Genomic DNA, 22,631 nt, shown 5'->3' with positions numbered 1-22,631 from the left:
TCACGCGTGGCGGCGCTGCAGTAAATAATCCCTGACGGCGGCCTGATCACCGGCAAACTCGATACGCCCGGACTTGCTGTCACGCTGGTAGGCGTACATCGGGTCATAGTACTCGGTGAGCAATTGCTCGATCCATTGCCGATGAGCGTCCACCAGCCCCGTTGCCTGCTGCATCTGCAGGGCGCTATCCATAATCACCGCCAGGCGATTGTAGCGTTCTCCCCCCAGGCGCCTGAGGTTGCTGGCCAGACTCTGGCGCAGGCGTTCGGCGAACGCATTGAATCCTTCCTCCGCGCCATGGACAGCGACAAAATCTGCGCACAGGTCGATAACGTAATCCTTGAGGATCCGTTCAACCCGACTCTCGACGCTGTCTTGCAGCCACACCAGAGGCGCGGCTTGCATCTGCCGAAACAGCGAAAGAGGCACTGCACGGCTGCCAATAGCGCGACCTTCGTCCTCGAGTACGAAATGTTCGGCACCGCGATGGCGTTTCTTCAGGATGTCCACAGCCAGGGCATTTTCAAAGTCGATCTGCCCGGGCTGAGCACTGACACGTTTGCCGAAGCTGGAGCCGCGATGGTTCGCGTGGCCTTCGAGGTCGAGGGCGTTACTCAACCCCGCCAGCACTTCAGTCTTGCCGGACCCGGTCAAGCCCCCGACCACGACCAGTTCACACTCCTGAACGGCGCACTCGATGGTGTCGATAAGGAAGGTGCGCATCGCCTTGTAACCGCCTGACACACGCGGGTAAGGGATACCGGCGATGTCTTTCAGCCACTGCTGGGTGATCTGCGACCGCAGGCCACCGCGAAAGCAATACAGATAGCCTTCCGGCTGACAGCGGACGAACTCAGCCCAGCCTTCAATACGTGCTTCTTTGGTAGCCCCGGACACCAACTGATGCCCCAACTCGATGGCGGCCTGCTGTCCCTGTTGTTTATAGGCCGTGCCGACGGCCTCACGCTCGGCATCGTTCATCAGCGGCAGGTTAACGGACTGCCCAAAGGCCCCTTTCGCAAACTCCACGGGCGCGCGGACGTCCATCAGCGGGATATCGTTTAAAAAAATATGGCGCAAGTCGGCGCTGTTCTCGCGCATCAGAACACCTCAACGGCGTTAGCCTGGCGCTCGATCAGCGTGCCTATGGGGCGCAAACTCAGTCCCAGATCGGTGGCGGTCTGCAGAAACTGCGTTTGCCCCTCTGGCGCTACGGCTACAAGGAGGCCGCCACTTGTTTGCGGGTCGCAGAGCAGATGTTTCTGCCATTCGGTCAATTTGCCGATGCGGCCCCCGTAACTGTCAAAGTTGCGCAGCGTGCCTCCCGGTACGCACCCTTGCTCAAGGTAATAATCAACACTGGCCAGGCGCGGCACGGCGCTGGCCTCGATACGTGCCGTCAAGCGGCTACCGTCAGCCATTTCCACCAAATGACCCAGCAGGCCGAAACCGGTGACATCGGTCATCGCGGTGACCCCGGCAAGCTTGCCGAAGCGGCTGCCGATCGTATTGAGCGTGCACATCTGGTCCCGCGCCACGCCAATGTCGGCGTCCCGCAGCAGGCCTTGTTTCTCGGCGGTGGTTAGCACACCGATCCCCAATGGTTTGGTCAGATAAAGCGTACAGCCCAGGGTGGCCGTGTCGTTACGTTTCATGAAACGCTTTTCGACCAGCCCCGTCACCGCCAGGCCAAAGATTGGTTCTGGCGCATCAATGGAGTGTCCACCGGCGAGCGGGATGCCCGCAGCGTCACAAACTGCACGGCCACCGCGAATCACTTCGCGAGCGATTTCGGGAGCAAGCACGTTGACCGGCCAGCCGAGAATGGCGATGGCCATGATTGGATCTCCACCCATAGCATAGATATCGCTGATAGCGTTAGTCGCGGCAATACGGCCGAAATCGTAGGGGTCGTCGACGATAGGCATGAAGAAATCGGTAGTTGAGACGACTCCGCGCTCGTCATCAATGGCGTAGACCGCCGCATCGTCACGCGACGCATTACCCACCCAAAGCTTTGGATCGAGATTTTGTGCGCCGCTGCCAGCGAGGATCACCTCAAGCACTTGAGGCGATATCTTGCAACCGCAGCCGGCGCCGTGGCTGTATTGGGTCAAACGAACCTTTGCGCTCATTGGATGCCACTCTGCGTGTAAAGGGTGGCAGTCTAACAGAGGCAAAGAACAACAGATTGCGCGGACTCATCACGCTGACGCAGCCCTTGCACTGCTTCTCGGCAAACATCAGCGCTTGCGGCAAATCCTCCCATGTAGCATTAACGAGGCGCTGAGCTGCGGCAAGCCGACGGTCAGGCGACTCGCCATTGCGGTGCTCGACGTAGATCAATCGGCTCCCGAACTGGAACTCGCATAACCAGACGCCCGACGGAGCGCGCCAGTGTCCGAGCATGGATTCGGTTAACAGGTTGATGGCCATGTTGAGCGCTTTGCAGAACGAAAGGTGCTTAGGTTAACTGCTCAGTACCCAGCCTGGGAATCAAGTCAACCCTTGCGACCGACCCTTCACCAGCACATCAATTGGCAGAGCATTCCAAATCGAACAGCGCGCCTTCAGTCATCACATTCGTGCGGTGTTGTGCTGCCGTCACCGACGCAACTGGCGAGTTCAGTTCAGCCGAAGCTCTAAGCCGGTTGAAACACCAGGCTGTCAAAGTTCGAATCGGATCCGCCGCTCGCGACGCTGCGCTTCCGGCAGCGTCTCGCCGCGTCGAACCGCTGCGAGCAACTGTTCGACGCCCACATGGATGGCATCGGCAGGCACATTGCACGGTTTGAAGTTGGGCACGTTGTTGAGACCCTCGCGGTGTGCGCGAATGATTTTGACGTCCTGCTGAATCACGATGTGCGTGTACAGATGAATGAACGGACGCAGTATTCGCAACACCCAGCGCGGCATCGGAAAACGGTAGGCGATGTAGGTGTAGACGCGTGACTGGCGATCATTGACCGGGGTGATCTGGCTGACGATCAGAAAGCCTGAGCGTGCGCCCCACAAGTAGTCACAAAAGGTCACATTCGGCGCCAGGAAGCGATCCGTATGCACCAGCGGCTCAGCGTCCGGGTTGGTCAGCCATTGCATCAGGCCGATCTCGTCGACCTCATCGTGATAGACGACCTCGATGCTCTTAGCCTTGCAAGCCAGCGTCGCCTCCATTGCGCGACCGCTGCTCGACCGAAAAATACCTTCATGAACGAATACCGTATGCGGCACATCCAGAAAGTTCTGCACCAGACTGCCAACATCGGCGTCGAAGGTGTTGATCATGAAATAGGATTGCCACGGACGCTCGCCATAGGCGGGAAGCCGGAAAATCGGTGTGTCGCGAGCATCGCCCGTGCCGGTGTACACCCAGACCAGCCCATCCTGCTCGCACACCGAAAAATGGCGCTGCCTGTAGCGATAACCGGGCGACTTCGGTTCGCCCTGCTCGGCATCCACGCTGGGAATATGCACCACGTGCCCGGTCGCGTCGTAGCGCCAGCCGTGATACGGGCACACCAGGCAGTCATCGGTGATTTTACCGGCCGACAGCCGGGTACCTCGGTGCACGCACTGGTCAAGGAGCGCCGCCGCCTTTCCGCTGCGCTGGCGAAACAGGACGATGTTCAGGCCGAGAATCGTCGCACGGTAAGGTTTGCCGTTGCGCAATTGCTTTTGCGTGCACGCCACATACCATTGCTCGCGCGTGCCATCGCCACGTGTCTCGGTGTCAGGCGTGTCGATGTCGCTGCTCAAACGTGCGGGCATTCAGGTTCTTCCATGATTGCAAGGAGGGCATTGGCCGTGTCCAGTCGACTGATCAAAGCGCGCGGTTTGACGTCGCCCGCACGAATGCCGGTTGCCTCCGCCGCGCGTTGCAGCAACGCTGCGAGTTTTTGCGCGCCGCCACTCACCAGACGCACACGTACCGGCCCCAACTGACCCAGCGTGCGCGCATGACCATAGTGAAAAGAGCCTTGCAACGCTGTGTCGATGTCGTTTGCCAATACCTCGCAGGGTATCGCCGATGATGTCGACACAAGGGCTACATAATGCGGCGGTGTGTTTCTGGAGTCAGGGATCAGGCATGCGCTGTCTGAACTGTCGATGCACTGCGCAAGAACACCCTCGACAAGCTGTTCATCCAGTTTCTCGCCCACCAGATCGCAGGCACTTGCGCTGCGCCCGACAAACTCTACCCGCGGCGTATCGCCCTGTTTGCCGACCACGCGTACCCGATCACCCAAGGCATACCGGTAAAGACCCGACCCGGTGGTCAGCAACACTTGCGCGGTTTCGCCCATGCGTAGCGAGTGAGCGCCTTTCGGCAGACCGTCGTCACCGACGAATTCCAGATAATGACTGCCAATCGCCAGCGGGCAGCCCGCCCCTTCGCCAAACGGCACGCTGACCACGCCTTCGGTGGCGAACAGGCCTTTTGGCAACCAGCGAGCCTGAGGAAAACGCGCCGCCAGTTGCGCGGCGTACCCGCGACTAGGCCCGTCCATCCAGCAGCTGACCGCTGCCAGACGCGGCCATAGCTCAGTGAATACTCCTTGAGCACGGGCATGGCGCAAGGCTTGTTTGCGCGGCGCTGGCAACATCGCTTCGAGCCAGTCACAGGTCTGACGGCTTTCGGGGTTTTCGGTGTCGAGCAAAGGTTGTAGCAGGCTGCTCAGAAACGTCGGGCTCCACACGCTGATAATGCTCAGGTCGGCATCGGCGACCAAGGCCAGCAGCGTTTGCCTGCGCCAGTGCACAACGTCATGAGCCATGTCGGGGATCAGCAAAGTGCCCGCCAGCCCGGCAATTGCACTGCCTTGCAGATATTGCAGATCGCTGACACTGCCAATCGGGATGCCATTGGCGCTCATCGCAGGTTGCTGCAAGGGCGGCGACATGGACCAGTAGCCGCTGCCGTGGCTGATTTCCGGAACCTGGCGGTACATATCAGCCAGCCAGACCGTCAGCGCCCCCTGCAACTGGGCAAGAAAGTCCCGCGTGTAGGGGATGTGTTTCTGCAACGCGCTATTGCCGCTGCTGCGCTCGAAAAACAACGGCGGGCTGGTAGTCAGCACTGCGCCGCTGTCGTGCTGTGCCTGTTCGACCCAAGGCTGCAGTTGCGCGTAAGTGTGCGTCGGCACCTTATTGCGAAAGTCGCTGGCGTTGCGGATCCCGGCAAAGTCATGGGCACGGCCAAACGCACAATCGCGATTGGCCGACAACATGCCTAGTAACAAACGCTCCTGAGCCTGCTCAGGTTGCTCGAACTGCGTCTGCCACTGGTCCAATACGGCGTGCGTACTGTCAATGAATGACTGCCAGAGCGCTCTCTTTACGTCGCCATCGGTCTGCATCAAAAATAGGTCTTGTCGAGACTGGACAGGTCATCGGGCAATCGCTGCGGCGGCGTGAACACCTGGAGCCAGCCGAACCACAGTGGCCGGGTTTCCTTGAGGTTCGATGCCGCATGCATGTGCTGCCAGTGCATCTGCGAATGACGGTGGTGAGTCAGGTTGTAATTGAAGTTGAGGAATGCCCAGCGAACCAAACGGGGCGCACGCATGTTGTAGGCACCTTCGACGACATCTATCGGGGTACGCATGTGGTAGACCCACTGCAGTGAAGACCAGGAAAAACCAAACGCGATGTAGGTAATCAGCACCACTTCCCAGGTCCAGCCAAACAGATACGCGCACGCCAGCCACACGATAATGCCTGCGATAACTTCCTTGCGGATACGCCGAAAGTCGTTGATTGAGAAGTCTTTGAACGCCGCTGCATAAGTGTTGACCTCACCACTTTGCGACCAGCGATCAGCCACGCGGGCGGGCAGCAAAGGCAGCAGCAGGCTGCCGATGAATGCCGCCAGCCAGATACCGCCGAGCACTGCAAAATAGTATTCCAGGCGTTTGCGCAGCAACGATTCATCCGGCATGGCGAAGTCCGCCAGCTCAGCACGCGTACGGTTTCGCGAGTGATGCCCGAGGTGGTTGATGTGGATCAGTGTCGCGGAGGCGCCAAACAGAGTGGAAGCCCAGCACATCATCAGGTAGTTGGTGGTCTTGTTGCTGTGCGCGAGACTGTGAAACGCCTCATGCATCATCGAGAACACGCCTTGCATGACCAGACAGAACGGAATCAGGATCAGCCATTTCCACGCACCTGCGTCGGTGTGTGACAGCCATGTGAGGGTCCCGCCCCAGAGCAGCGTCTGGAGGGCCAGCACCGCCAGATTTGCCGTGTCGAAACGGCGTGCTGGCAAAATATCCTTATAAGTGCGCATAAAGTAACCACATGTAAAAACGCAGAGTATACCTGCCTGCGCATGCGGAAGTTTATTCGGCAGTTTCAAGCCTGCCGGACTCTGGCACACTGTGCGCCCTGATCATCACAGTAAGCCGGGCACCATGTCGCTGTTCAAACGCATCCTCTCACGACGCTCGGCGGCACAACTCTCCCCGCAGGTTATCGCGTACCGCTCGATACGCTTTACCTTCGATGACAGCATCCCCCGTTACTGGCACGCAGGTCGGGCGCACACCACGCGCTTTTTCGACTGCCTGTCGTTCATGTTCCCTCAGGGGGAAAGAATCTTCATCGAAAGCGTGGTGCATTTTCGCCACAAGCTCGCCAAGGGCAGCGCGCTCGACAAGGCGGTCGACGACTTCATCTATCAGGAAGCCTCACACATGCGCGAGCACCGTGCCTACAACCAGCGGCTTGGCGCACAAGGCGCGCCGGTCGAAAAGCTGGAACGCATGCTGCTGCGGCGTAGAAAGGAAAGCGAGCGGCTACCGGCCAGCTTCCGGCTGGCACTGACCGCCAGCCTTGAACACATCACTGCGATACTGTCCGATCAGCTTTTGCGTAACCCGGCATACCTCAAGGAGGCCGATCCGACAATGGTCGGCCTGTGGCGCTGGCATGCGCTGGAAGAGATCGAACACAAAGCAGTCGCCTATGACGTGCTGTGTACCGTCGAGCGCAACCCGCTATGGCGTTACCTGCTTCGCTGTGTGGCGATGCTCAGCCTGTCGGTGTATTTCACCTTCGATCTCGGGTACTTCACTTATCACCTGGTGCGCGGCGACAAACAACACCGCAACTGGCGTGAATGGCTGCGCTTGCAGTGGTGGCTGTTCGTCAATCCGGGCCTGCTTTCGCGCATCGTGCCTGCCGGTCTGTTCTGGTTTTTGCCCGGTTTCCACCCCAACCGCATCGATACCCGCGAGCTTCTCGACAGCGCTCGCCAGGCGCTCGATGAACAGCGTTGAGCAAAGCGATCAGGACCGATCTGCATGACGAATATCTGGACCCCCGAGGGCTTTGACGACTGGCAAAGCCATTTCCCGGCTACAGACTTCGTGCGCCCGCCTGCAGCGCTGGACTGGACCGAACTGTTCCTCAAAAGCTGGCGAACGCCCGGGCCTAGCCTGCCGAAGGACACGCTGGTGGTGCTGGTCGCAGGGCTTTATTCGGAATTCATACTCTATTGCAACCGGGCCTGTGCGCGGTCGCTGAAGTCCGAGGGTTACGAGGTCCTGCGCATGCCGGTGCGGTCTTCGCGCGGGGTCATTGCGCAGGGCGAACACATTGCAGCGGTACTCGGCAAGCGCCTCAGGCCCGGGCAGCGGTTTGTGGTGCTGGCACACAGCAAGGGCAGCCTGGACACGCTGGCGACGCTGACGCAGAACCCGGCCTTGCTCGACGCCTGTGACGGCATCGCGCTGGTGCAACCGCCCGTTGGCCCCTCGCCGATCATTGATGACTTGCTGGGCTACGGCACTCCTGACACTGGCCCGGGCTATCGCATGGACAGGTTTCGTCAGGCGATGGTCAATAGCACACTGCTCGCCGAGGGCACACGGGATATCAGCAGCCACCGAGACCCGCAGGTCGCCAGCATGCTGTCCGCCCTGCCCGACACGCTGCACTGTGTACATGTTGTGAGTTGGTCTGCGGTGCGGCGCTCACGCTTCGACACACACCATCAACGCTTGAACGCCCTGCGTGCGGGGCATGCGCATGATGGCCAGTTCTATATGGAAGATTTGGCAATACCAGGCCTGCCGCAAATCTGCCTGCCGGATGTGGATCATGGCCAGCCGATACTGGGCGGCGCCGGGTTTGATCCGGCAAGGTTCTGGCGAACGTTGCTGGAAGTTCTGCACCAGACCCTGCCGGTCAGAACCGATCACACCAGATAGATCTCGAACCCCGGAACACCCGTCGCACACGCCTCGGTAAAAACAGAGGTATTGCTGCCGCAGGGAGCCGTGTAGAGGTCCATCGGCAGGGACACACTGCGATAACGGCGCATCGCCGGCCACAGGGGGTCATGGTCGTACAGGCAAAGCTGCATCAATGAATAATCTTTGCGCACCTGCGCCCAGGCAGCATCCAGCAAAGCGGCAAACACGTGGGGATCACGCTGTCGAACCTGTAGATGGGTCAGGTAGATATCTCGCAGGGCGTTACCCGGCGAGGCAATGCCCGGTCGGCCGGCCAGCGGTGCGACCGCGTTGAAGCCCAGGCGCAGCAACTGTTGGGCCACGGGCATTTGCTCGACAACGATCCGTTTTATCTTTCCTGCATCCCATGGCGCAACACAGCCGAGCAGGTTATCGCGCTCGTCGACCGCCAGCAAAAACGAGCCAATGCTGAAGTCAGGCCAATGGCTGAGCCTGCGCTCGAATTCCGCCTCGCTGAACACGCAGCCGAACGATTGCCGGGAGGACTCGCTGTCGAGAAACGCTCTCAGTGCATCCAGATGTCGCGGCTCGGCGTGGATCACTCGCATCCCGGCGCACGTGCGAGGTGCGCTACTCAAACCACGCTGGCCATACACCGAAACATTGCTGTAGCCACGCCAGTGGGCAAGTTTCAACGGGTTTGCACGCCGTCGTCCCAACAGCGATTGAATGGCCAGCGGGTTATCGCGAATGATGCAGCAGTACGCTTGCTGCGCGCCTGTCTGCAGGGACAGATCGGCGAGACGCGTCTGGACTTCTGCCATCCATGAGCGGGACAGCCTGCGGTCAGGCATCAACCGTAAATCACCCAGATAGGCAATCGGTTCAGCGCTGCCCTGCAGGTAACCAGCGCGTACCACCAGACTGGCCGAGCCGCGCAGCTCGCCTTCCGGGCTTTGGGCAACCCAGGTCCGGTGATCGGCGGAATGGCAGTGATGCAGGGCAAAGTAATCAGGGCTGCGGTCAAAGCGCAGTGGCATGCTGCCGCGCATGGCGTGACGCTGTTGAAAGTCCAGAAGCTGCGAGTTGTCCGCCGGACCCGCCTGACGAATCAGCACGTCGAATGCTGCTCGGCCATGATCAGGCGTCGCGCCAGCGGCCTCAGGTTTTCAGGCGTGAAGCGGCACAGGCAAACCAGCTCGTCGCCCTTGGCATAACCAGGATTTTTCTGCAGAAAGTAGGCTACGTCCGGCAACCTCGCATGATTTTCCGACACCTGTGCAAGCTCTTCGGTCAGCCGTCCCTGCGGTGTCTTGAAGGACAGCAGGCCGGTGGCAGGGTCGTAGGCATCGCCAAAACGCGTATACGCAAGGTGATCCATCAAGGCCTGCACATGAGGTTCGGTCAAATGCCCCGCACGAGGGGCGTAATCCAGTACCATCGCCCGCAGATAGCGATAAGTCCGATGCCCTTTGCAGATCAGAAACCAGTACAGGGGCACGTCGGGAGCCTGACGCCACAGATCGCCAATCAGTCGGGACCAAGCGAACGCGAGCTGCTGGCTGCCCCAGTGTTCAGGGGTAATGATGGTGTCGCCGGAGAAAATGAACCTGCCGGGCTGGTTGTCCCAGTGCATTTCAAACAGCTTCAGCGTCGAAAAACCCATGATCGTGTCGCAGGCGTCACGCAGCACGACGCAGTGGGTCTTGTCGTCAAGATCCTGCTTGAACCGTAACAGACAGGTATCCTGATAACAGGCGGAGTAAATCTCGAACATCCGATCGATATCATTCGGTTGCAGATCGGAGCGCTGTACAGCAGTCGCGCACAAACTCATGGAGGCCTTCGATGTATGGATACACAATGAGCGGATTCTGAATGGCTGAGCTGTTGAGGGCAATGAATCTGTCAGCTCAATTCAATGCCTCACCGCCTCTGCAATCATCATTGCGCACCTGTCAGCCTGGCTGATTTTCCGCTTGCGCACGTATCAAATGAACCCGGCTTTATCCTGACAGGCTTTGTCTACATGCACCCTCCTCACTCCGCCGCTTCCAGCGTTGATCGGCCTGTTACCTGGCTGATGATGTACCTGTTGGTCACCGGCCTGCTGTACTTTCTGGTCACGCATGTACCCATGGGTTCTGTGCAGCTTGTGCAGCCCGGAATTGTCGACGCTCACGTTCCCCTTCTCCCGTTCACGCTGCCCCTGTACCTCAGCTACACCTTGGTCATGCCGGTGCTCGTTTACATGGGGCGTCAGTCGACATGGCTGCTGCCGGCGTTCTTTGCCGGTGCCCTCGCGGCGGGCTTGTGTCTGGTCTGCCATCTGTTTTGGCCAACCATGATCCTGCGCCCTGAAACCGGCTCTGCCTGGCTCGACTGGCTGTACCGGCTCGATGCGCCACTGGCCGCCTCGCCCAGCGGGCATGTGGCGTTGCCTGTGGCTATCAGCGTCGCAATGGCTGGCTTGCGACTGCAAAAAGCCTGGATATTTGCCGTCTGGAGTGTGGTGCTGATGCTGACGGTGATGACCACCGGGCAGCACGTGTTTACCGACATGGTCTATGGCGCGGCCATCGGTGTCGCCTGCGGCGTGGCGACGCTGATCTTCAAGCACTATGCAGTGGACATGCGCACCCTGTCGGCGCTGTTGCTCGAGTGGTTGTGCATTCTGGTCACGATCCGCGTCGCGCTTCACCTCGCAGACTGGCGTTTTTACCTGCTGACCATGCTCATCGTTGCGGCACGCCAGCACGCGCTGTTCGTGCTGTATCACGACGCTACCCACTACAACCTGACCCGACGACGCAACACCAACGACTTTCTGATCAACCTGGCGATCGGTGTTCCAGGCCTGGTGCCCATCGAATTCTATCGACCGCTGCACCTTGATCATCATCAGCACGCCGGGACCGAGCAGGACCCGGAGCGCCGCTTCCTCTATTTCCGTCAGCCGTGGCGTTTTCAGCCGTTGAGCGCAAAGCTACTGACGAAACAACTGCTGGGTGACCTGCTGATGGTCAATACCCTACGCAACATCGCGGCCTACAAGGCTGCCGGTGGCGCGCCGCCCAAGCTCACCCGGCCTTTGCTTGCCGCAGCGGCGGTCTGGCTGATGATTGTGGCCTGCGTTGTCTGGCAATGCTCGATCCAGGAAGTGGGCTTGCTGGCGATGCTGTGGTTCATCCCCCTGATCACCCTCGGCACTCTGCTGCAGAAAATTCGCAGCATTGCCGAGCACAGCGGCGGCCCCGGCGTCACGCCCGGCTGGCAGGAATGGACATACGCCTGGCGCGTGGGCTGGCTGGGGCGGTTCTTCATCTGGCCGTACAACATCAACCTGCATCTGCAGCATCACCGCACAGCGAGCATCCCCTGGCATGCCCTGCCCGGCGCCGTCGGCAAAGACGAACACCTTCTGCCGTCACGGGCATTGCCGTCGCTGATGTGGTCAGGGCTGCGGCGCAAATCCTGATGCGTATTCGGCATCCGGTTCCTGCTCTATCCAGTCAACCACCTGGCCTTCCAGCAGCTCGGCAATGGCGATGCGGCTCATGGCGTCTTCAGAGGCTTTGAGGCAGTTATCTGCCAAAAGCAGCCACTTCAAGTACCGCTCTGGCGCCCCTCAACCACCTCACCCTGCCCCCTCAACACCGTGATATCCCGCTTGGGCGGTACGCCGAACAAGCGGCTGTATTCACGGCTGAACTGAGACGGGCTTTCGTAGCCGACTTTGAATGCCGCTGTAGATACATCCTTGTGTTCGTTAAGCATCAGACGCCTTGCCTCGTTCAACCGTAGCCATTTCTGGTACTGCAAAGGGCTCATTGCGGTGAGCTGGCGGAAGTGATGGTGAAAGGTTGCAGCGCTCATTTGCACCTGGGCCGCCAGTTCGTCGACGCGGAGCGCGGAGGTGTAATTCAGTTTCAGCCAGTCGATGGCTTTGGCTATGCGATAGCCCTGGCCATCAACGGCTGTGATCTGTCGCAGCCTGTTCGCCTGGTCGCTCATCAATAGCCGGTAGTGAATTTCGCGCTTGATCAGCGGGGCGAGAATCGCAATGGCGTCGGGCTCCTCAAGCAGCGCCAGCAAGCGCTCGAAGGAGGCCAGCAAGGCATCGGTCACTGTGCCGATGCCGACGCCCCCCACCACGGATTTATCGCGGACCGGCGACAGACCGCCCTGCGCTGCCAGTTCAGCCAGCATGCGCACATCCAGCTTCAGTGTCAGCCCAAGGCAGGGTTGCTCCGGGCTAGCGGCCAGCACTTCGGAATTGGCGGGCAAATTCAGCGAGGTGATCAGGAAACGCGACGGGTCGTACGGATATCCCTCGCCACCGACCCACAGCTGCTTCTCGCCCCGGGCGACAAGAATGATGCTCGGCTCGACCATGCACACCACAGGTGGCGACGGGTGCTCACGACGGAAGAAGCCAAGCCCTTCGATGGGCGTACCAAAATCACCCGGACGGTCGATCCGGTCGCCAATGATCCGCGCCAGCTTTTCCTGTGCCGACGAGTGTTGAGCAGCAGTGTTTTTATTGATCGCCATATTCGTCTCGCGTCTCTTCACTGAACTCTAACCCGGCGGCATTCAGGCGTCCTGCAAAAAAACAGAGACTCAGAGGATCAGGCAAGTAAGTCAGTGGAATGCACTACAGAGCCTGCCGCCATACCGGGAAAATGATCATCAATGACTTGCAGCACTGAACAACCCTCCTGATTGCTCCGGTATCCAGATTGATAACGCCTGCAATCAACCACTCATTAAAAGGAATACCAAGTGAAACGTATCTTGCTTGCGTTCGGGCTGCTTGTTGCCTCGTTTTCCTCAGTAGGAGCCAATATGACTAACGGCGCGGACAACTTCTACAAAAGTGAAAAAGTGACCACCGAAAAGGTCACGTTCAAGAATCAGTACGGCATGAAAGTGGCAGGTAATCTATTCATGCCCAAAGGCCTGAATGCTAAAGCCAAACACGCCGCAATCATCGTTGGCCACCCCATGGGCGCGGTGAAAGAACAGAGTGCAAACCTGTATGCCACCAAGATGGCGGAACAAGGCTTCGTCACGTTGTCGCTGGACCTGTCGTTCTGGGGCGAGAGTGAAGGCATGCCGCGCAATGCCGTTGCACCAGAGATCTATGCGGAAGACTTCAGCGCCGCTGTGGACTTCCTCTCCACCCAACCGATTGTTGATCGTGAGCGAATCGGCGTTATAGGTATCTGCGGCAGTGGCAGCTTTGTTATCAGTGCGGCCAAGATCGACCCGCGAATGAAGGCCATCGCGACCGTCAGCATGTACGACATGGGCGCCGCCAATCGTAACGGCCTCAAGCACGCCGTGACACCGGAACAACGCCAACAGATCATTCGCGAAGCCGCTAATCAACGCGTTGCAGAGTTTCAGGGCGGTCCCGTTAGCTACACCGGCGGCACCCCGCTCACGCTGACCGGCAATGCCATCGGCGACGAGTTTTACGACTTCTACCGAACACCGCGCGGCGAGGTCACGCCAGCCGGCGCGTCACCAAAAACCACCACAATGCCAACGCTGACCAGCAACGTGAAGTTCATGAACTTCTACCCGTTCAACGACATCGAGACCATCTCGCCACGCCCAATGCTGTTCATCACAGGCTCCGAAGCGCACTCCCGTGAGTTCAGCGAGGACGCGTTCAAGCGTGCCGGTGAGCCCAAAGAACTGGTCATTATTCCGGGTGCCGGGCACGTTGACCTCTATGACCGGGTCAACCTCATACCGTTCGCCAAGCTGACCACGTTCTTCCAAAGCAACCTGAAGTAACCCGGTGGGTGCCGAGACTGGGCACCCCCATCTTTTCGCGGCATCGACTCAGATGCCGCGACGCTTCAAGCACCACAGGACACATCATTCAATGACCACCATCCATCATCCATCTCTGCAGAAAGATGCGCACTCATGGGGCGCAGTGCTCGCCATGTCCCTCGCGGCTTTTGCACTGGTCGCTTCGGAGTTCATGCCTGTCAGCCTGCTGACGCCCATTGCTGCCGACCTGAGCGTTACCGAGGGGCAAGCCGGGCAAGGGATTTCCGTGTCGGGGCTGTTCGCCCTGTTCACCAGCCTGCTGATCCCGGCAGTCGCAGCGCGGGTTGACCGCAAGTTGCTGCTGCTATCGCTCACGCTGCTGATGATCATCTCCGGCACCGTGGTGGCGTTCGCCCCCAACTACTCAATATTCATGGTCGGACGCGCACTGATCGGCGTTGCCATTGGAGGTTTCTGGTCACTGTCTGCAGCAACGGCGATGCGGCTGGTATCGGAAGATCAGGTGACACGGGCCATGGCTATCGTCAATGGCGGCAACGCTCTGGCGACCGTTGTTGCGGCACCTTTGGGAAGTTTCCTTGGCGCCTTGATCGGTTGGCGCGGAGCGTTTTTCTGCGTCGTGCCGGTCGCCCTGCTCGCCTCTGCGTGGCTGCTCTTCAGCCTGCCCGCAATGAAAGCAGTCAGCAGTAAAGGCAGCACCAACGTGTTCCAGTTGATGAAAAAGATGCCGGTGGCATTGGGCATGGTGGCGGTCAGCGTGTTTTTCATGGGGCAGTTCATGCTGTTCACTTACCTGCGCCCGTTCCTTGAGACCGTCACGCATGTCAGCGTTTCGATGCTTTCTCTGATGTTGCTGATCCTGGGCCTGTCCGGTCTGGCGGGCACATTCCTGATCGAGATCTTTCTCAAAAACGGTCTGCATCGAACACTGGTTGTTATCCCTATGCTGATGGCTGTAATCGCACTGGCACTGGTTTCATTTGGCAGTTCATCGATTGCCACAGCGGTACTGCTGGGCTTCTGGGGACTGGTTGCCACTGCCGCGCCGGTTGGCTGGTGGACATGGCTGGCGAAAACCCTGCCTGACGATGCAGAAGCAGGCGGCGGGCTGATGGTCGCGATTGTTCAGTTGGCAATCGCACTGGGCGCGACGGTTGGCGGTTTTGTGTTCGACCTGAGCGGCTACCGGGCCACCTTCGAATTGAGCGCTGCGTTGCTGGTGGTCGCTGCGGTGCTCGCGATGCTGGCGGCGCGGGCAGCGTCAGGTTTATCGCGAACACCCGCTGACACGGTGAATTGATTCACACGCGCTGGATATCCTGCGCTTCTCTCGACAAGGAGATATTCATGACCCGATTACATCGCTTACGTCAAAGTGCTCTGCGCGTAATGGTTGGCCTGATGGCTCTCGGCACTCAGGTCATATCGAACGCGGCCATCGCGGAAACAACCACGACGTCCACACGAACAAATGAGCAACGCATATCGATGACAGTTGGCGAGCGCCGTTTCACTGTCACTCTCGCTGACAACGAGACTGGCCGGGCATTCGCTGCAAGGCTTCCGCTCACCCTGGATATGCCTGACCTGAACGACAATGAGAAACACGTGACCCTGTCGCAGCAGTTGCCCACCGCACCATTCCGCCCGGGCGTGATCCGTAACGGTGATCTCATGCTGTACGGTTCGAACACGTTGGTGCTTTTTTACCTGACGTTTGATTCGCCCTATTCATACACCCGGATTGGCCGGGTCGAGGATGCAGGCGATCTGGCTCAGGTTCTCGGAAGAAACAGCGCTCGGGTGGTGTTTGCTGCGCAATAGGCGACTGACGATACGATCACGCTGGCTCCCCGATACACCACCACCGAATCTTGACTTCGTCGTCCGGCTGGGTCACGTCATGCCCGTGCTCCACAAAATACTCGGGCAGATGCAATGCAAGCGTCTGGCTTAACAAATCAGGCTTAAGGGCATTGGTTTGCCCTAAAAAGCTCAGGTAATAATCTCGATCATAAAAAACCGTGACCTCACTCTGGTGGACCCAAGGCCAGACAAAAATGCATGCGACCCGATAGTAGCCCTGCGAACGATCGGCGGCTCTGGACAGATGGGCAGCGGCTTCAAGCAACTGTTGAATGCAGAGCGCCTGAACTTCGATTCTGGCCCAAGAACCCTGTACCAACGACATATCGACCGGGATTTTAAAGTTGTTATATTTTTCCCCTTTCTCAGAACGAGGGTAATAAATATCACTGAAGCTTGAGGCCCAACGCTCCAATGCACGAAGGCGGCGAGCAACGCCCCTGACTCGCTTGCCGCTGGTACTTATTTTTCTCATGCACAGACCTGCCAAAATCAATTCGCCACGTAGTCGCCCGGACTATCCAACATAAGAAAAAACAGCGTATTCAAACCCGTTGAATGAAAAAAGCGCGACTTCTTTCATGCCCATTTTCAGATGGGCACGCAGAGAGGGTTCGTTGTCCCTGCGTATGAACAGAACGCCCTCACGCCCCGGCTCAAGGCTTCGCAGATCAGCAAACATCTTCTGCGCCAAGCCCTTGCCGCGCGCTTGCTCTCCGACACAGATCGGGCCGTAGACATAGGCGTCGGGCGCACCGTGATAAGCCGAGAACATGGCTTGCACGATTGGCAGATCCGCGTTCATCGCTCGAGTGGTGGTCATCAGGAAACCAGAGATGCGTCCATCGCGCCGCGCAACGATCAGTGGCATCTCGCTCATCATCGCCGCCACTCGCGACCGTGGCAGGCTCGCAGAGAGTGAGCCGCCCTGGGCGATTTGATTGGCGGCCTGGAGCTCTAGAATCCCTTCCAGGTCAGCTTCGTCAGCTCTGCCTATATGGGTTTGATACTGGGTCATTTGGGTTTTTCCACTATTAGCGTCCATGCGCCGATACTAACCGGCGTGGGGTAATGCACAAGGGTGTCGGTCATTGGTCAGGATGGTTGACAGTATCGGCGAAGAAAGGCTGCTATCGGCCAAGAGCGGACATCCCCCTATCGATAAATCAGGGCCGATTCACCTTTACTTCAATCTTGTCAGACGCCCGTTTTTTTTCCGTATTGCTTGACCATTCTGATTCATAAGGCTAGTTAATTGCGTCCGCTACCGAAGTTTATTAGGAAATTATGAAGCCTCTTTATCTGTGTTCAATTCTGTTGCTTGCAGGCTGCGCCCCGGCGCCGAAATACCTTGTGCCTGCGGGGGCGCCTCACGCACTTATCCGCAGCGAATTGGTGTCGATGGAGAATTATCGAAACGGCGTATCTTTGGTCGAGGCGCCTGCCATCGGCTGCAAATATGGCAGAACCGTCGCGACTGCGCCGGGAGGGCTGCTGGTTTCCGTTCACAAGAATGTATCGACGCCAGAGATTTTTTTTCCGATTGAAGCCGGCAAGCCTCTGCACTTGGTTATGCGTGCCACGGCTAATGCCGGTCGCTCGTGCCGCGTAGAGTTTGTCAGCGAATTCGCGCCGGGTGCACGTTACGTGATCAAAGGAGGAATTGTCGACAGACCGGGCACGCTGAGCGGTTGTTACATTGAGATATTCGATGTCGATTCGGGCGCGCGCGTCCCCATGGCAGATGAGCCGAAAATAGACCGCAATTGTGCGTTGGATCGGCTACCGACGCTCTAGTGGTGGATTGCATCCTGACTGTCCAGACCTTTGCGTTGCATGGCCACTATTTGCCTTGGACTTGACCAGATACTTTGAGTTGAGTAAGCGTCCAGCCAACACGCATTCCGAACTCGCATATTCGAGACCGACTGCGTCCGCATAGGAACCTAAGGGCGATATGACCAAGCAACGTTTCTGTTATCGATCAGGCTGCCATTGTGAATACCTTGGGAGATCTTCCCCATCCAGCCACGCTACGTCCTGCTCCGTCCAGATGTGATACTTGGGCCTGGATCCAGGCTCCTCGTCTAACGTCGCAACGCGCACGATCATTGCATTTGAGCCGTTACGCTCAGCTGCAAGGTGCGATCCACAGTGGGAGCAGAAGTGCCGGATCTTTCCGGGAGATGACTCGAAAGCCCTCAATGCGTCCAAGCCTTGAGTCCATTTAAAATGCTCTCTCAGCACCCCAGCTGTGGAGACATAAGCAGCAGCATGGGTCTTCCGACAGGTACGACAATGACAATGGCTAATTGGCGTATCTATGCTATCGATCTCATAACCTACAGCCCCACAAGCGCAGCTTCCTTTCATTTTCATCCTCCGATTTCGACAATTATGATCACCATCGTAAATCGAACCAACAAGCAGTGACTAGAATGCTACGCGGAGCACATGCCTCCGGGATCACGCCCCGCGCAACCAAACCGGTTGCCAGTTGCGTGGCAGCAATTGATCGATTTCACTAGCCCGCTGTGTCGGCAGGCGCGTGAGAAAGTTCTTCAGATAGGCATACGGACCATGGCCATTCAGCCGCGCAGACTGGATCAAGCTCATCATCGCTGACGCTGGCAATCGAAGCACCAGGCTGAGCACATTCTTGAATGACTTGGGCTTTGAAGGACTTGGAATAGGAACGGCGTGTTGGCGGCATAACATACCCGCTTAGAGGGCAGGAACTGGTGCCCACTTAAATTTAAGTACACACCATTTCTTGGCTTTGCGGGGCTGGGTAGATGACTTGGCCGGACGCATACTGAGTTGAATTGTAAGCGTTCGGCGAATACACATTGCATATGTTAGACGAGGGTGTCCACCTATACGGTAGCCATTCCTTGAATACGCGCGTGCCGGACGATAGGGTTGAGCTGCGGCTACTCATTTGGAGTCTCAAGGAAAATTTATGTACCCACGAGCCATCCTGTTCGATTTAGATAACACCCTGACAAACCGTGCCTTCAGTATTCTGCGGTACGCCAAAGTGTTCCTGACCGATTTCGGCCATCAAATGAAGTTTGTGACGTTGGACGACATCGGAAAGCTTATTCTTCGTGAAGACAACGGCGGCTACCTTTCTCCTGAATCTAAATTTACCTCTATCCGTGAAGCGGTAGGCCAGACGCTTGCCCACGACCTGCCATGGTTAGCACCGAAGGCGCCACAGGTCTTAATCAATCACTGGATGAACCATTTCCCATCCGCCACAGTACAGATGCCCGGCGCTCTGGATTTGATCCTAGAGTTAGAAAGCAGGGATATTAAGGTTGGTGTTATTTCCAACGGTGCTGAAAGGTCGCGCAGGCAAACCATAGCCGCATTGCCCTTCGCCAAATCAGTTAGCACGGCAATTAGCTCGGAAGCGTTTGGGATGGCTAAGCCAGCGTCCGATATCTTCCGAGCAGGGGCTGCACAGCTAGGTTTTCTTCCCGAGCAGTGTTGGTTTGTAGGCGACCATCCCTTGAATGACTACCAAGGTGCAAAAGCAGCAGGAATGTACGCCGTGTGGTTTCAAGGGTTTCATTCATGGCCCGAAGGCATCATTCCAGCGGAATCTTCTATAACTTCGCTGGATGAACTACCCAATCTAATCTCACAATGTTCACCTGGATTGGGCGCTAGGTGATATGTCCGTCTTAAGCTCTGGCGGGCTGCCGCCCAATGCAATTGCTGACGTTCGCAGCCATTTAGCTACTGCATGCTCATGACGCTCGAAAAGCCCGACTGATGAGGTCAGCAGGTCTAAGCGTATAAATAACACATCTTACGCAGGTCAGCTCTGCACCCACTGATATGGCAACAGTTGGTCTATTTCACTGTTCTGGCATCCAAAAGTCTTTACCTCGGAGCAGGAGGTAAGGGATGGCTGGCGCAAACTGATCCATGAAGTGGACACATGAAAACAATTGCCAGTGGCGAATGACAACTCTGAATCGGAATTGGTCTTGAGTGAGAGGCAGTGATCGGCCAGAATCGGCCATTAGCAGTCGGTAGGCAGAGGCTGGAGGGGTGACGCGGCTATTTCAGACCGTCCTAAAAGCACAGGAAACTTACATGGAACTTCGTGACATAAACTCAGTAACGCGCTGGGGTATTGCAGGGATTTTAGGTGCTGCTCTGTTAACCTACAGCGGGCACTGGTGGGGCAAGGCAGTTGCCAATGAAAAGCACGAGCTGGCGGCGTGCAAGTCCGAGATCATTGCTAAAAATACAGAGCAGCGAACTACACAAACACGAACCTATGCACTCGAAATCAGAGGTATAGGTATTGCAATTGATGATTGGCATCAATCCTCAATATGGAAGAAGATCGATGAGAAACATAATAACTTCGCGTCTATATATTCTCCATACGCTAAAGACTACGACTCATCTCTGAGCTCTAGAAGCATCACCAGAGACATCAATATGCGCGTAGCTTTCCAGCACTCTGCAGGCGAGTCGGTAGCGTACTGGCCAATACCCGTATTTGCATTAGGACCTCCGAACCTTTACGAGAAAGCATACAAAGCAGCAGGTTTAATCAGTTCTGGTCGTAATAAAGCCACCTTGGGTGTTACCCAGTTTCTTTGGCAAGACGATGAAAGCACTACTCATGCACAGGCCATGATTGAGCGACTATTTCAGTTTTTCGACAATAACCCGAAGGTGCCTCAGGCTCTAATAGCAAGCCGCGATGGGGATGTTACCCGTGATGTTTATCGTAAGCCTGGCACCCCGGGACTGCAGAACGCCCAGACGGCACCTACAGTACTCGAAAGTATGACTGGGCTGCTGGTCACTCGCTCGGATCGGGTGGATAGCTACATCCGCCCTTATACCACCAACGAAGCGGAGGACAATCAGAACAAAAATACCGATTTAGGCAAACTCTGGGCTTTCTACTGGGAACAGCCGCGAAAGTTTAGAAAAATATATGAGGATGCAGAAAAGGCCAAAGGAGTTAAAGCTCCGCTCGCCCCTGGCACTATATCGACCGCCTACTGGCAATCCCAACTCCCCACGCTCTGGAGAACCATCAGCAACCGTGGCCCTGGCAACTTCGAACCTTCCCCTTGGCTGCCCATCCGCTGGGGTCAACATCAGGTCAAGGAGTTCGACGCTGCGCCGGTGCTCGGCTATTTGCATCGCCCGATCAAGACGCCAATGCTGGATGAACACGGCAAGCGCCTAAAACCTACCTTGCAAGCCAAAGCGCTGCAAGATGCTTGGTTACAAGCGATGGATACGTTGCCCGAGGGACAGAAGCCTGTGCGGGTGTTCTACGACAGCACCAACAACCCGGAAGCCGAAATCGCCCTCAACGATGCTCTGCACGACCTGAACAAGGACGGCCACGGTCTTGAACTGGGCAATGTCGAAGAGGGTTACGACATAGGTCGCCGTCTGGGTAATACCGGAGTCAGCGGTGCGCTGGTCGAGATCAATCTGGCGACCATCGCCAGTTACAAGGACGGTGGGGTCAGTGCCGTGGTCTACGCAGGTACAGATGGTAGCCTGACCGTACAGATGGTCCGCCCGCCCGATGAAGCACGCATGGCGAAGAACAGCCAGAACCGCGGTGCAGACCCGTTCACCTTCGGCTCGCCATCGGGCGGGGCACCTGCAGAGTGAGTTACCCGGTCTGCCTGAGCGACGCCACCAGCAGTGGTGGCCGAGTGGTGTCCTGCCAATTGGCAGGAACCCACTCCATCAATGGCAAGCCACCGGCCGTACTGGGCGACAAAACCACATGCCCGCTTGCCCCAGGTGAATTCGCTTTTATTGAAGTCCATCCCACCCGAAAGCTGAACGGCATCCCGTTGGTCCTGCATGGCCATCGACTGGCGTGCGGTTGTCTGGGGTGGCCAGCCATGCCATGAATGTGCGAGTGGTGTAGGAATTTTTGTGATCAGGTCATGCAGCGCAAGCACAGAAAAACGATATGGAACTCCGTGACATGAATTCGGTAACCCGCTGGGCATTGCGGCTATTTTTGGCACTGTGCTGCTGACCTACAGTGGTCACTGGTGGGGCAAAGCCATTGCTCATGAAAAAGCCGAACTGGCGGCATACAAATCCAACGTTGCAGCACAGGCACCAATCAAGGTTACTTGGTTAGAGGCCTAAGTCAGAACTACACGCGCTATGCCGAGTAGTCTTCTTAGTGAAGATCCTATTAATTGGGATTATCGAGACCTCTACTGTGCCGCCTTACCTAAAAATACTGGGTTGCCTGTAAGGGAGGCATTGGCCTCCTCAAGGCAAGGTGGATTGGCCGAACGCTTACGATGATTTGCCAGACTGGAACCTCGGCCTCAATTTCTCCACCTCCACTCTCAGTGAGGCCGTCGCTAACGAGCTAGTGTCTTTTCTCATCAGGCTCTCTCAGCAGACCGACCGCGAGTTTGTTATCGGTGTGTGGCGCACAAATGGGGAGATCTCGGATGACCTCATGTTCATCGGAGCCTGCTCCCCGGCGAGCAAAGCCTCCCAACTGTGCCTGATGGTCGATGGGCACTAACAACTCATTCAACCGAAGCCGCTTCCCGGCCTGGCTTAATCCAGGTGTTAGTGACTGCTTTTGGCCGATTCTGTTGAAAAGTCGGCTTCGAATTCCACGGTTGAAAAGCACGCGCCAGAGATAGAAATCTGAATTTTGGGCAGAGGGTTCAGGTCTCGGATTTCACGTAGAAGCGTGCAAAACAGGTGTTTTCACCCATC

At 57.3% G+C, this 22,631-nt stretch carries 21 protein-coding genes and 2 pseudogenes; 10 read left to right on the top strand and 13 right to left on the bottom strand.

Features of this window, described 5'->3' with window-relative positions; all coding sequences use genetic code 11:
- The 5 genes from mnmH to AO242_RS17815 form a co-directional block, all read right to left on the bottom strand.
- Entirely contained in the window at window positions 1-1,101 is a 1,101-nt protein-coding gene (mnmH, locus tag AO242_RS17840; RefSeq protein WP_099269761.1) for a tRNA 2-selenouridine(34) synthase MnmH, read from the bottom strand.
- Complete coding sequence (gene selD, locus AO242_RS17835) at window positions 1,101-2,135, bottom strand: selenide, water dikinase SelD (RefSeq protein WP_099269760.1); 1,035 nt, start codon at window positions 2,133-2,135, stop codon at window positions 1,101-1,103. Before selD ends, mnmH begins: the two co-directional genes overlap by 1 nt.
- Before the next feature lie 532 nt (window positions 2,136-2,667).
- The gene (locus AO242_RS17825; RefSeq protein WP_176560655.1) at window positions 2,668-3,768 is read right to left on the bottom strand and encodes an aromatic ring-hydroxylating oxygenase subunit alpha; all 1,101 of its coding nucleotides are present in this window, start codon (window positions 3,766-3,768) and stop codon (window positions 2,668-2,670) included.
- Window positions 3,753-5,357, bottom strand: a complete 1,605-nt coding sequence (locus tag AO242_RS17820) for a GH3 family domain-containing protein (protein ID WP_099269759.1) — start codon at window positions 5,355-5,357, stop codon at window positions 3,753-3,755. Before AO242_RS17820 ends, AO242_RS17825 begins: the two co-directional genes overlap by 16 nt.
- Window positions 5,357-6,286 carry a fatty acid desaturase family protein gene (locus AO242_RS17815; RefSeq protein WP_099269758.1) on the bottom strand — a complete coding sequence of 310 codons (930 nt, stop codon included), beginning with the start codon at window positions 6,284-6,286 and terminating at the stop codon, window positions 5,357-5,359. The genes AO242_RS17820 and AO242_RS17815 overlap by 1 nt, the downstream gene beginning before the upstream one ends.
- 124 nt (window positions 6,287-6,410) lie before the next feature.
- On the opposite strand from AO242_RS17815, the gene AO242_RS17810 reads away from it, so the two are divergent.
- Window positions 6,411-7,277 carry a metal-dependent hydrolase gene (locus AO242_RS17810; RefSeq protein ID WP_176560654.1) on the top strand — a complete coding sequence of 289 codons (867 nt, stop codon included), beginning with the start codon at window positions 6,411-6,413 and terminating at the stop codon, window positions 7,275-7,277.
- Window positions 7,278-7,301: 24 nt separating this feature from the next.
- Window positions 7,302-8,210: a hypothetical protein gene (locus AO242_RS17805; protein WP_099269757.1), complete on the top strand. Its 909-nt coding sequence runs from the start codon at window positions 7,302-7,304 to the stop codon at window positions 8,208-8,210.
- On the opposite strand, the gene AO242_RS17800 is transcribed toward AO242_RS17805, so the two are convergent.
- Both AO242_RS17800 and AO242_RS17795 read right to left on the bottom strand, forming a co-directional pair.
- Window positions 8,198-9,313 (bottom strand): hypothetical protein, encoded by a 1,116-nt coding sequence (locus AO242_RS17800; RefSeq protein ID WP_099269756.1) that lies wholly within the window; start codon window positions 9,311-9,313, stop codon window positions 8,198-8,200. The genes AO242_RS17805 and AO242_RS17800 overlap by 13 nt on opposite strands.
- Window positions 9,307-9,972: a hypothetical protein gene (locus tag AO242_RS17795; RefSeq protein ID WP_164706152.1), complete on the bottom strand. Its 666-nt coding sequence runs from the start codon at window positions 9,970-9,972 to the stop codon at window positions 9,307-9,309. The genes AO242_RS17800 and AO242_RS17795 overlap by 7 nt, the downstream gene beginning before the upstream one ends.
- Window positions 9,973-10,224: 252 nt before the next feature.
- Between AO242_RS17795 and AO242_RS17785 the strand changes: the two genes are divergently transcribed.
- Window positions 10,225-11,673 carry a fatty acid desaturase gene (locus tag AO242_RS17785; protein ID WP_176560653.1) on the top strand — a complete coding sequence of 483 codons (1,449 nt, stop codon included), beginning with the start codon at window positions 10,225-10,227 and terminating at the stop codon, window positions 11,671-11,673.
- Here AO242_RS17785 and AO242_RS29455 read toward each other — a convergent pair.
- Entirely contained in the window at window positions 11,650-11,805 is a 156-nt protein-coding gene (locus AO242_RS29455; protein WP_164581681.1) for a hypothetical protein, read from the bottom strand. The two genes, AO242_RS17785 and AO242_RS29455, sit on opposite strands and share 24 nt — an antisense overlap.
- Window positions 11,802-12,749 (bottom strand): AraC family transcriptional regulator, encoded by a 948-nt coding sequence (locus AO242_RS17780; RefSeq protein WP_099269754.1) that lies wholly within the window; start codon window positions 12,747-12,749, stop codon window positions 11,802-11,804. The genes AO242_RS29455 and AO242_RS17780 overlap by 4 nt, the downstream gene beginning before the upstream one ends.
- Window positions 12,750-12,980: 231 nt before the next feature.
- Here AO242_RS17780 and AO242_RS17775 point away from each other — a divergent pair, with 231 nt between their 5' ends.
- The 3 genes from AO242_RS17775 to AO242_RS17765 all read left to right on the top strand — a co-directional run bounded on the left by AO242_RS17775 (window position 12,981) and on the right by AO242_RS17765 (window position 15,830).
- On the top strand, window positions 12,981-14,003 hold the full coding sequence (locus AO242_RS17775; RefSeq protein ID WP_099269753.1) for an alpha/beta hydrolase: 1,023 nt from the start codon (window positions 12,981-12,983) through the stop codon (window positions 14,001-14,003).
- Window positions 14,004-14,157: 154 nt separating this feature from the next.
- Entirely contained in the window at window positions 14,158-15,306 is a 1,149-nt protein-coding gene (locus AO242_RS17770) for an MFS transporter (protein WP_099269870.1), read from the top strand.
- 47 nt (window positions 15,307-15,353) lie between these two features.
- Complete coding sequence (locus AO242_RS17765; protein ID WP_176560652.1) at window positions 15,354-15,830, top strand: cyclophilin-like fold protein; 477 nt, start codon at window positions 15,354-15,356, stop codon at window positions 15,828-15,830.
- 16 nt (window positions 15,831-15,846) lie between these two features.
- On the opposite strand, the gene AO242_RS17760 is transcribed toward AO242_RS17765, so the two are convergent.
- The gene (locus AO242_RS17760) at window positions 15,847-16,347 is read right to left on the bottom strand and encodes a DUF3916 domain-containing protein (RefSeq protein WP_099269752.1); all 501 of its coding nucleotides are present in this window, start codon (window positions 16,345-16,347) and stop codon (window positions 15,847-15,849) included.
- 42 nt (window positions 16,348-16,389) lie between these two features.
- Window positions 16,390-16,890 (bottom strand): GNAT family N-acetyltransferase, encoded by a 501-nt coding sequence (locus AO242_RS17755; RefSeq protein WP_141562227.1) that lies wholly within the window; start codon window positions 16,888-16,890, stop codon window positions 16,390-16,392.
- Between the two features lie 269 nt (window positions 16,891-17,159).
- Here AO242_RS17755 and AO242_RS17750 point away from each other — a divergent pair, with 269 nt between their 5' ends.
- Complete coding sequence (locus AO242_RS17750) at window positions 17,160-17,669, top strand: hypothetical protein (RefSeq protein ID WP_164706145.1); 510 nt, start codon at window positions 17,160-17,162, stop codon at window positions 17,667-17,669.
- 180 nt (window positions 17,670-17,849) lie between these two features.
- On the opposite strand, the gene AO242_RS17745 is transcribed toward AO242_RS17750, so the two are convergent.
- Window positions 17,850-18,245, bottom strand: a complete 396-nt coding sequence (locus AO242_RS17745) for a GFA family protein (RefSeq protein WP_099269751.1) — start codon at window positions 18,243-18,245, stop codon at window positions 17,850-17,852.
- A gap of 93 nt (window positions 18,246-18,338) precedes the next feature.
- Window positions 18,339-18,500: pseudogene (locus AO242_RS17740) on the bottom strand (transposase domain-containing protein); the annotation flags it as partial.
- Window positions 18,501-18,834: 334 nt separating this feature from the next.
- On the opposite strand from AO242_RS17740, the gene AO242_RS17725 reads away from it, so the two are divergent.
- From AO242_RS17725 to AO242_RS17715, 3 genes and pseudogenes are all read left to right on the top strand, one after another.
- On the top strand, window positions 18,835-19,554 hold the full coding sequence (locus AO242_RS17725) for an HAD family hydrolase (RefSeq protein WP_099269750.1): 720 nt from the start codon (window positions 18,835-18,837) through the stop codon (window positions 19,552-19,554).
- 428 nt (window positions 19,555-19,982) lie between these two features.
- Window positions 19,983-21,542, top strand: coding sequence for a type VI lipase adapter Tla3 domain-containing protein (locus AO242_RS17720; protein WP_099269749.1), 1,560 nt, complete (start codon window positions 19,983-19,985; stop codon window positions 21,540-21,542).
- Window positions 21,539-21,807: pseudogene (locus AO242_RS17715) on the top strand (PAAR domain-containing protein). The gene AO242_RS17720 and the pseudogene AO242_RS17715 overlap by 4 nt, the downstream one beginning before the upstream one ends.
- Window positions 21,808-22,631 lie beyond the last annotated feature (824 nt).

Origin of the sequence: Pseudomonas sp. ICMP 561 (genome assembly GCF_002699985.1) — a bacterium.
In the GTDB taxonomy this organism is placed as follows: domain Bacteria; phylum Pseudomonadota; class Gammaproteobacteria; order Pseudomonadales; family Pseudomonadaceae; genus Aquipseudomonas; species Aquipseudomonas quasicaspiana.
Note: the sequence above shows the minus strand (reverse complement) of the source record. Positions and strands in the feature narration are given on the sequence as shown.

Excerpts from the sequence above, each read along its gene's own strand:
- mnmH (WP_099269761.1), bottom strand. The coding sequence starts at position 1,101 with ATGCGCGAGAACAGCGCCGACTTGCGCCATATTTTTTTAAACGATATC.
- selD (WP_099269760.1), bottom strand. The coding sequence starts at position 2,135 with ATGAGCGCAAAGGTTCGTTTGACCCAATACAGCCACGGCGCCGGCTGC.
- AO242_RS17825 (WP_176560655.1), bottom strand. The coding sequence starts at position 3,768 with ATGCCCGCACGTTTGAGCAGCGACATCGACACGCCTGACACCGAGACA.
- AO242_RS17820 (WP_099269759.1), bottom strand. The coding sequence starts at position 5,357 with ATGCAGACCGATGGCGACGTAAAGAGAGCGCTCTGGCAGTCATTCATT.
- AO242_RS17815 (WP_099269758.1), bottom strand. The coding sequence starts at position 6,286 with ATGCGCACTTATAAGGATATTTTGCCAGCACGCCGTTTCGACACGGCA.
- AO242_RS17810 (WP_176560654.1), top strand. The coding sequence starts at position 6,411 with ATGTCGCTGTTCAAACGCATCCTCTCACGACGCTCGGCGGCACAACTC.
- AO242_RS17805 (WP_099269757.1), top strand. The coding sequence starts at position 7,302 with ATGACGAATATCTGGACCCCCGAGGGCTTTGACGACTGGCAAAGCCAT.
- AO242_RS17795 (WP_164706152.1), bottom strand. The coding sequence starts at position 9,972 with ATGTTCGAGATTTACTCCGCCTGTTATCAGGATACCTGTCTGTTACGG.
- AO242_RS17785 (WP_176560653.1), top strand. The coding sequence starts at position 10,225 with ATGCACCCTCCTCACTCCGCCGCTTCCAGCGTTGATCGGCCTGTTACC.
- AO242_RS17780 (WP_099269754.1), bottom strand. The coding sequence starts at position 12,749 with ATGGCGATCAATAAAAACACTGCTGCTCAACACTCGTCGGCACAGGAA.
- AO242_RS17770 (WP_099269870.1), top strand. The coding sequence starts at position 14,158 with ATGTCCCTCGCGGCTTTTGCACTGGTCGCTTCGGAGTTCATGCCTGTC.
- AO242_RS17765 (WP_176560652.1), top strand. The coding sequence starts at position 15,354 with ATGACCCGATTACATCGCTTACGTCAAAGTGCTCTGCGCGTAATGGTT.
- AO242_RS17760 (WP_099269752.1), bottom strand. The coding sequence starts at position 16,347 with ATGAGAAAAATAAGTACCAGCGGCAAGCGAGTCAGGGGCGTTGCTCGC.
- AO242_RS17755 (WP_141562227.1), bottom strand. The coding sequence starts at position 16,890 with ATGACCCAGTATCAAACCCATATAGGCAGAGCTGACGAAGCTGACCTG.
- AO242_RS17750 (WP_164706145.1), top strand. The coding sequence starts at position 17,160 with ATGAAGCCTCTTTATCTGTGTTCAATTCTGTTGCTTGCAGGCTGCGCC.
- AO242_RS17745 (WP_099269751.1), bottom strand. The coding sequence starts at position 18,245 with ATGAAAGGAAGCTGCGCTTGTGGGGCTGTAGGTTATGAGATCGATAGC.
- AO242_RS17725 (WP_099269750.1), top strand. The coding sequence starts at position 18,835 with ATGTACCCACGAGCCATCCTGTTCGATTTAGATAACACCCTGACAAAC.
- AO242_RS17720 (WP_099269749.1), top strand. The coding sequence starts at position 19,983 with ATGGAACTTCGTGACATAAACTCAGTAACGCGCTGGGGTATTGCAGGG.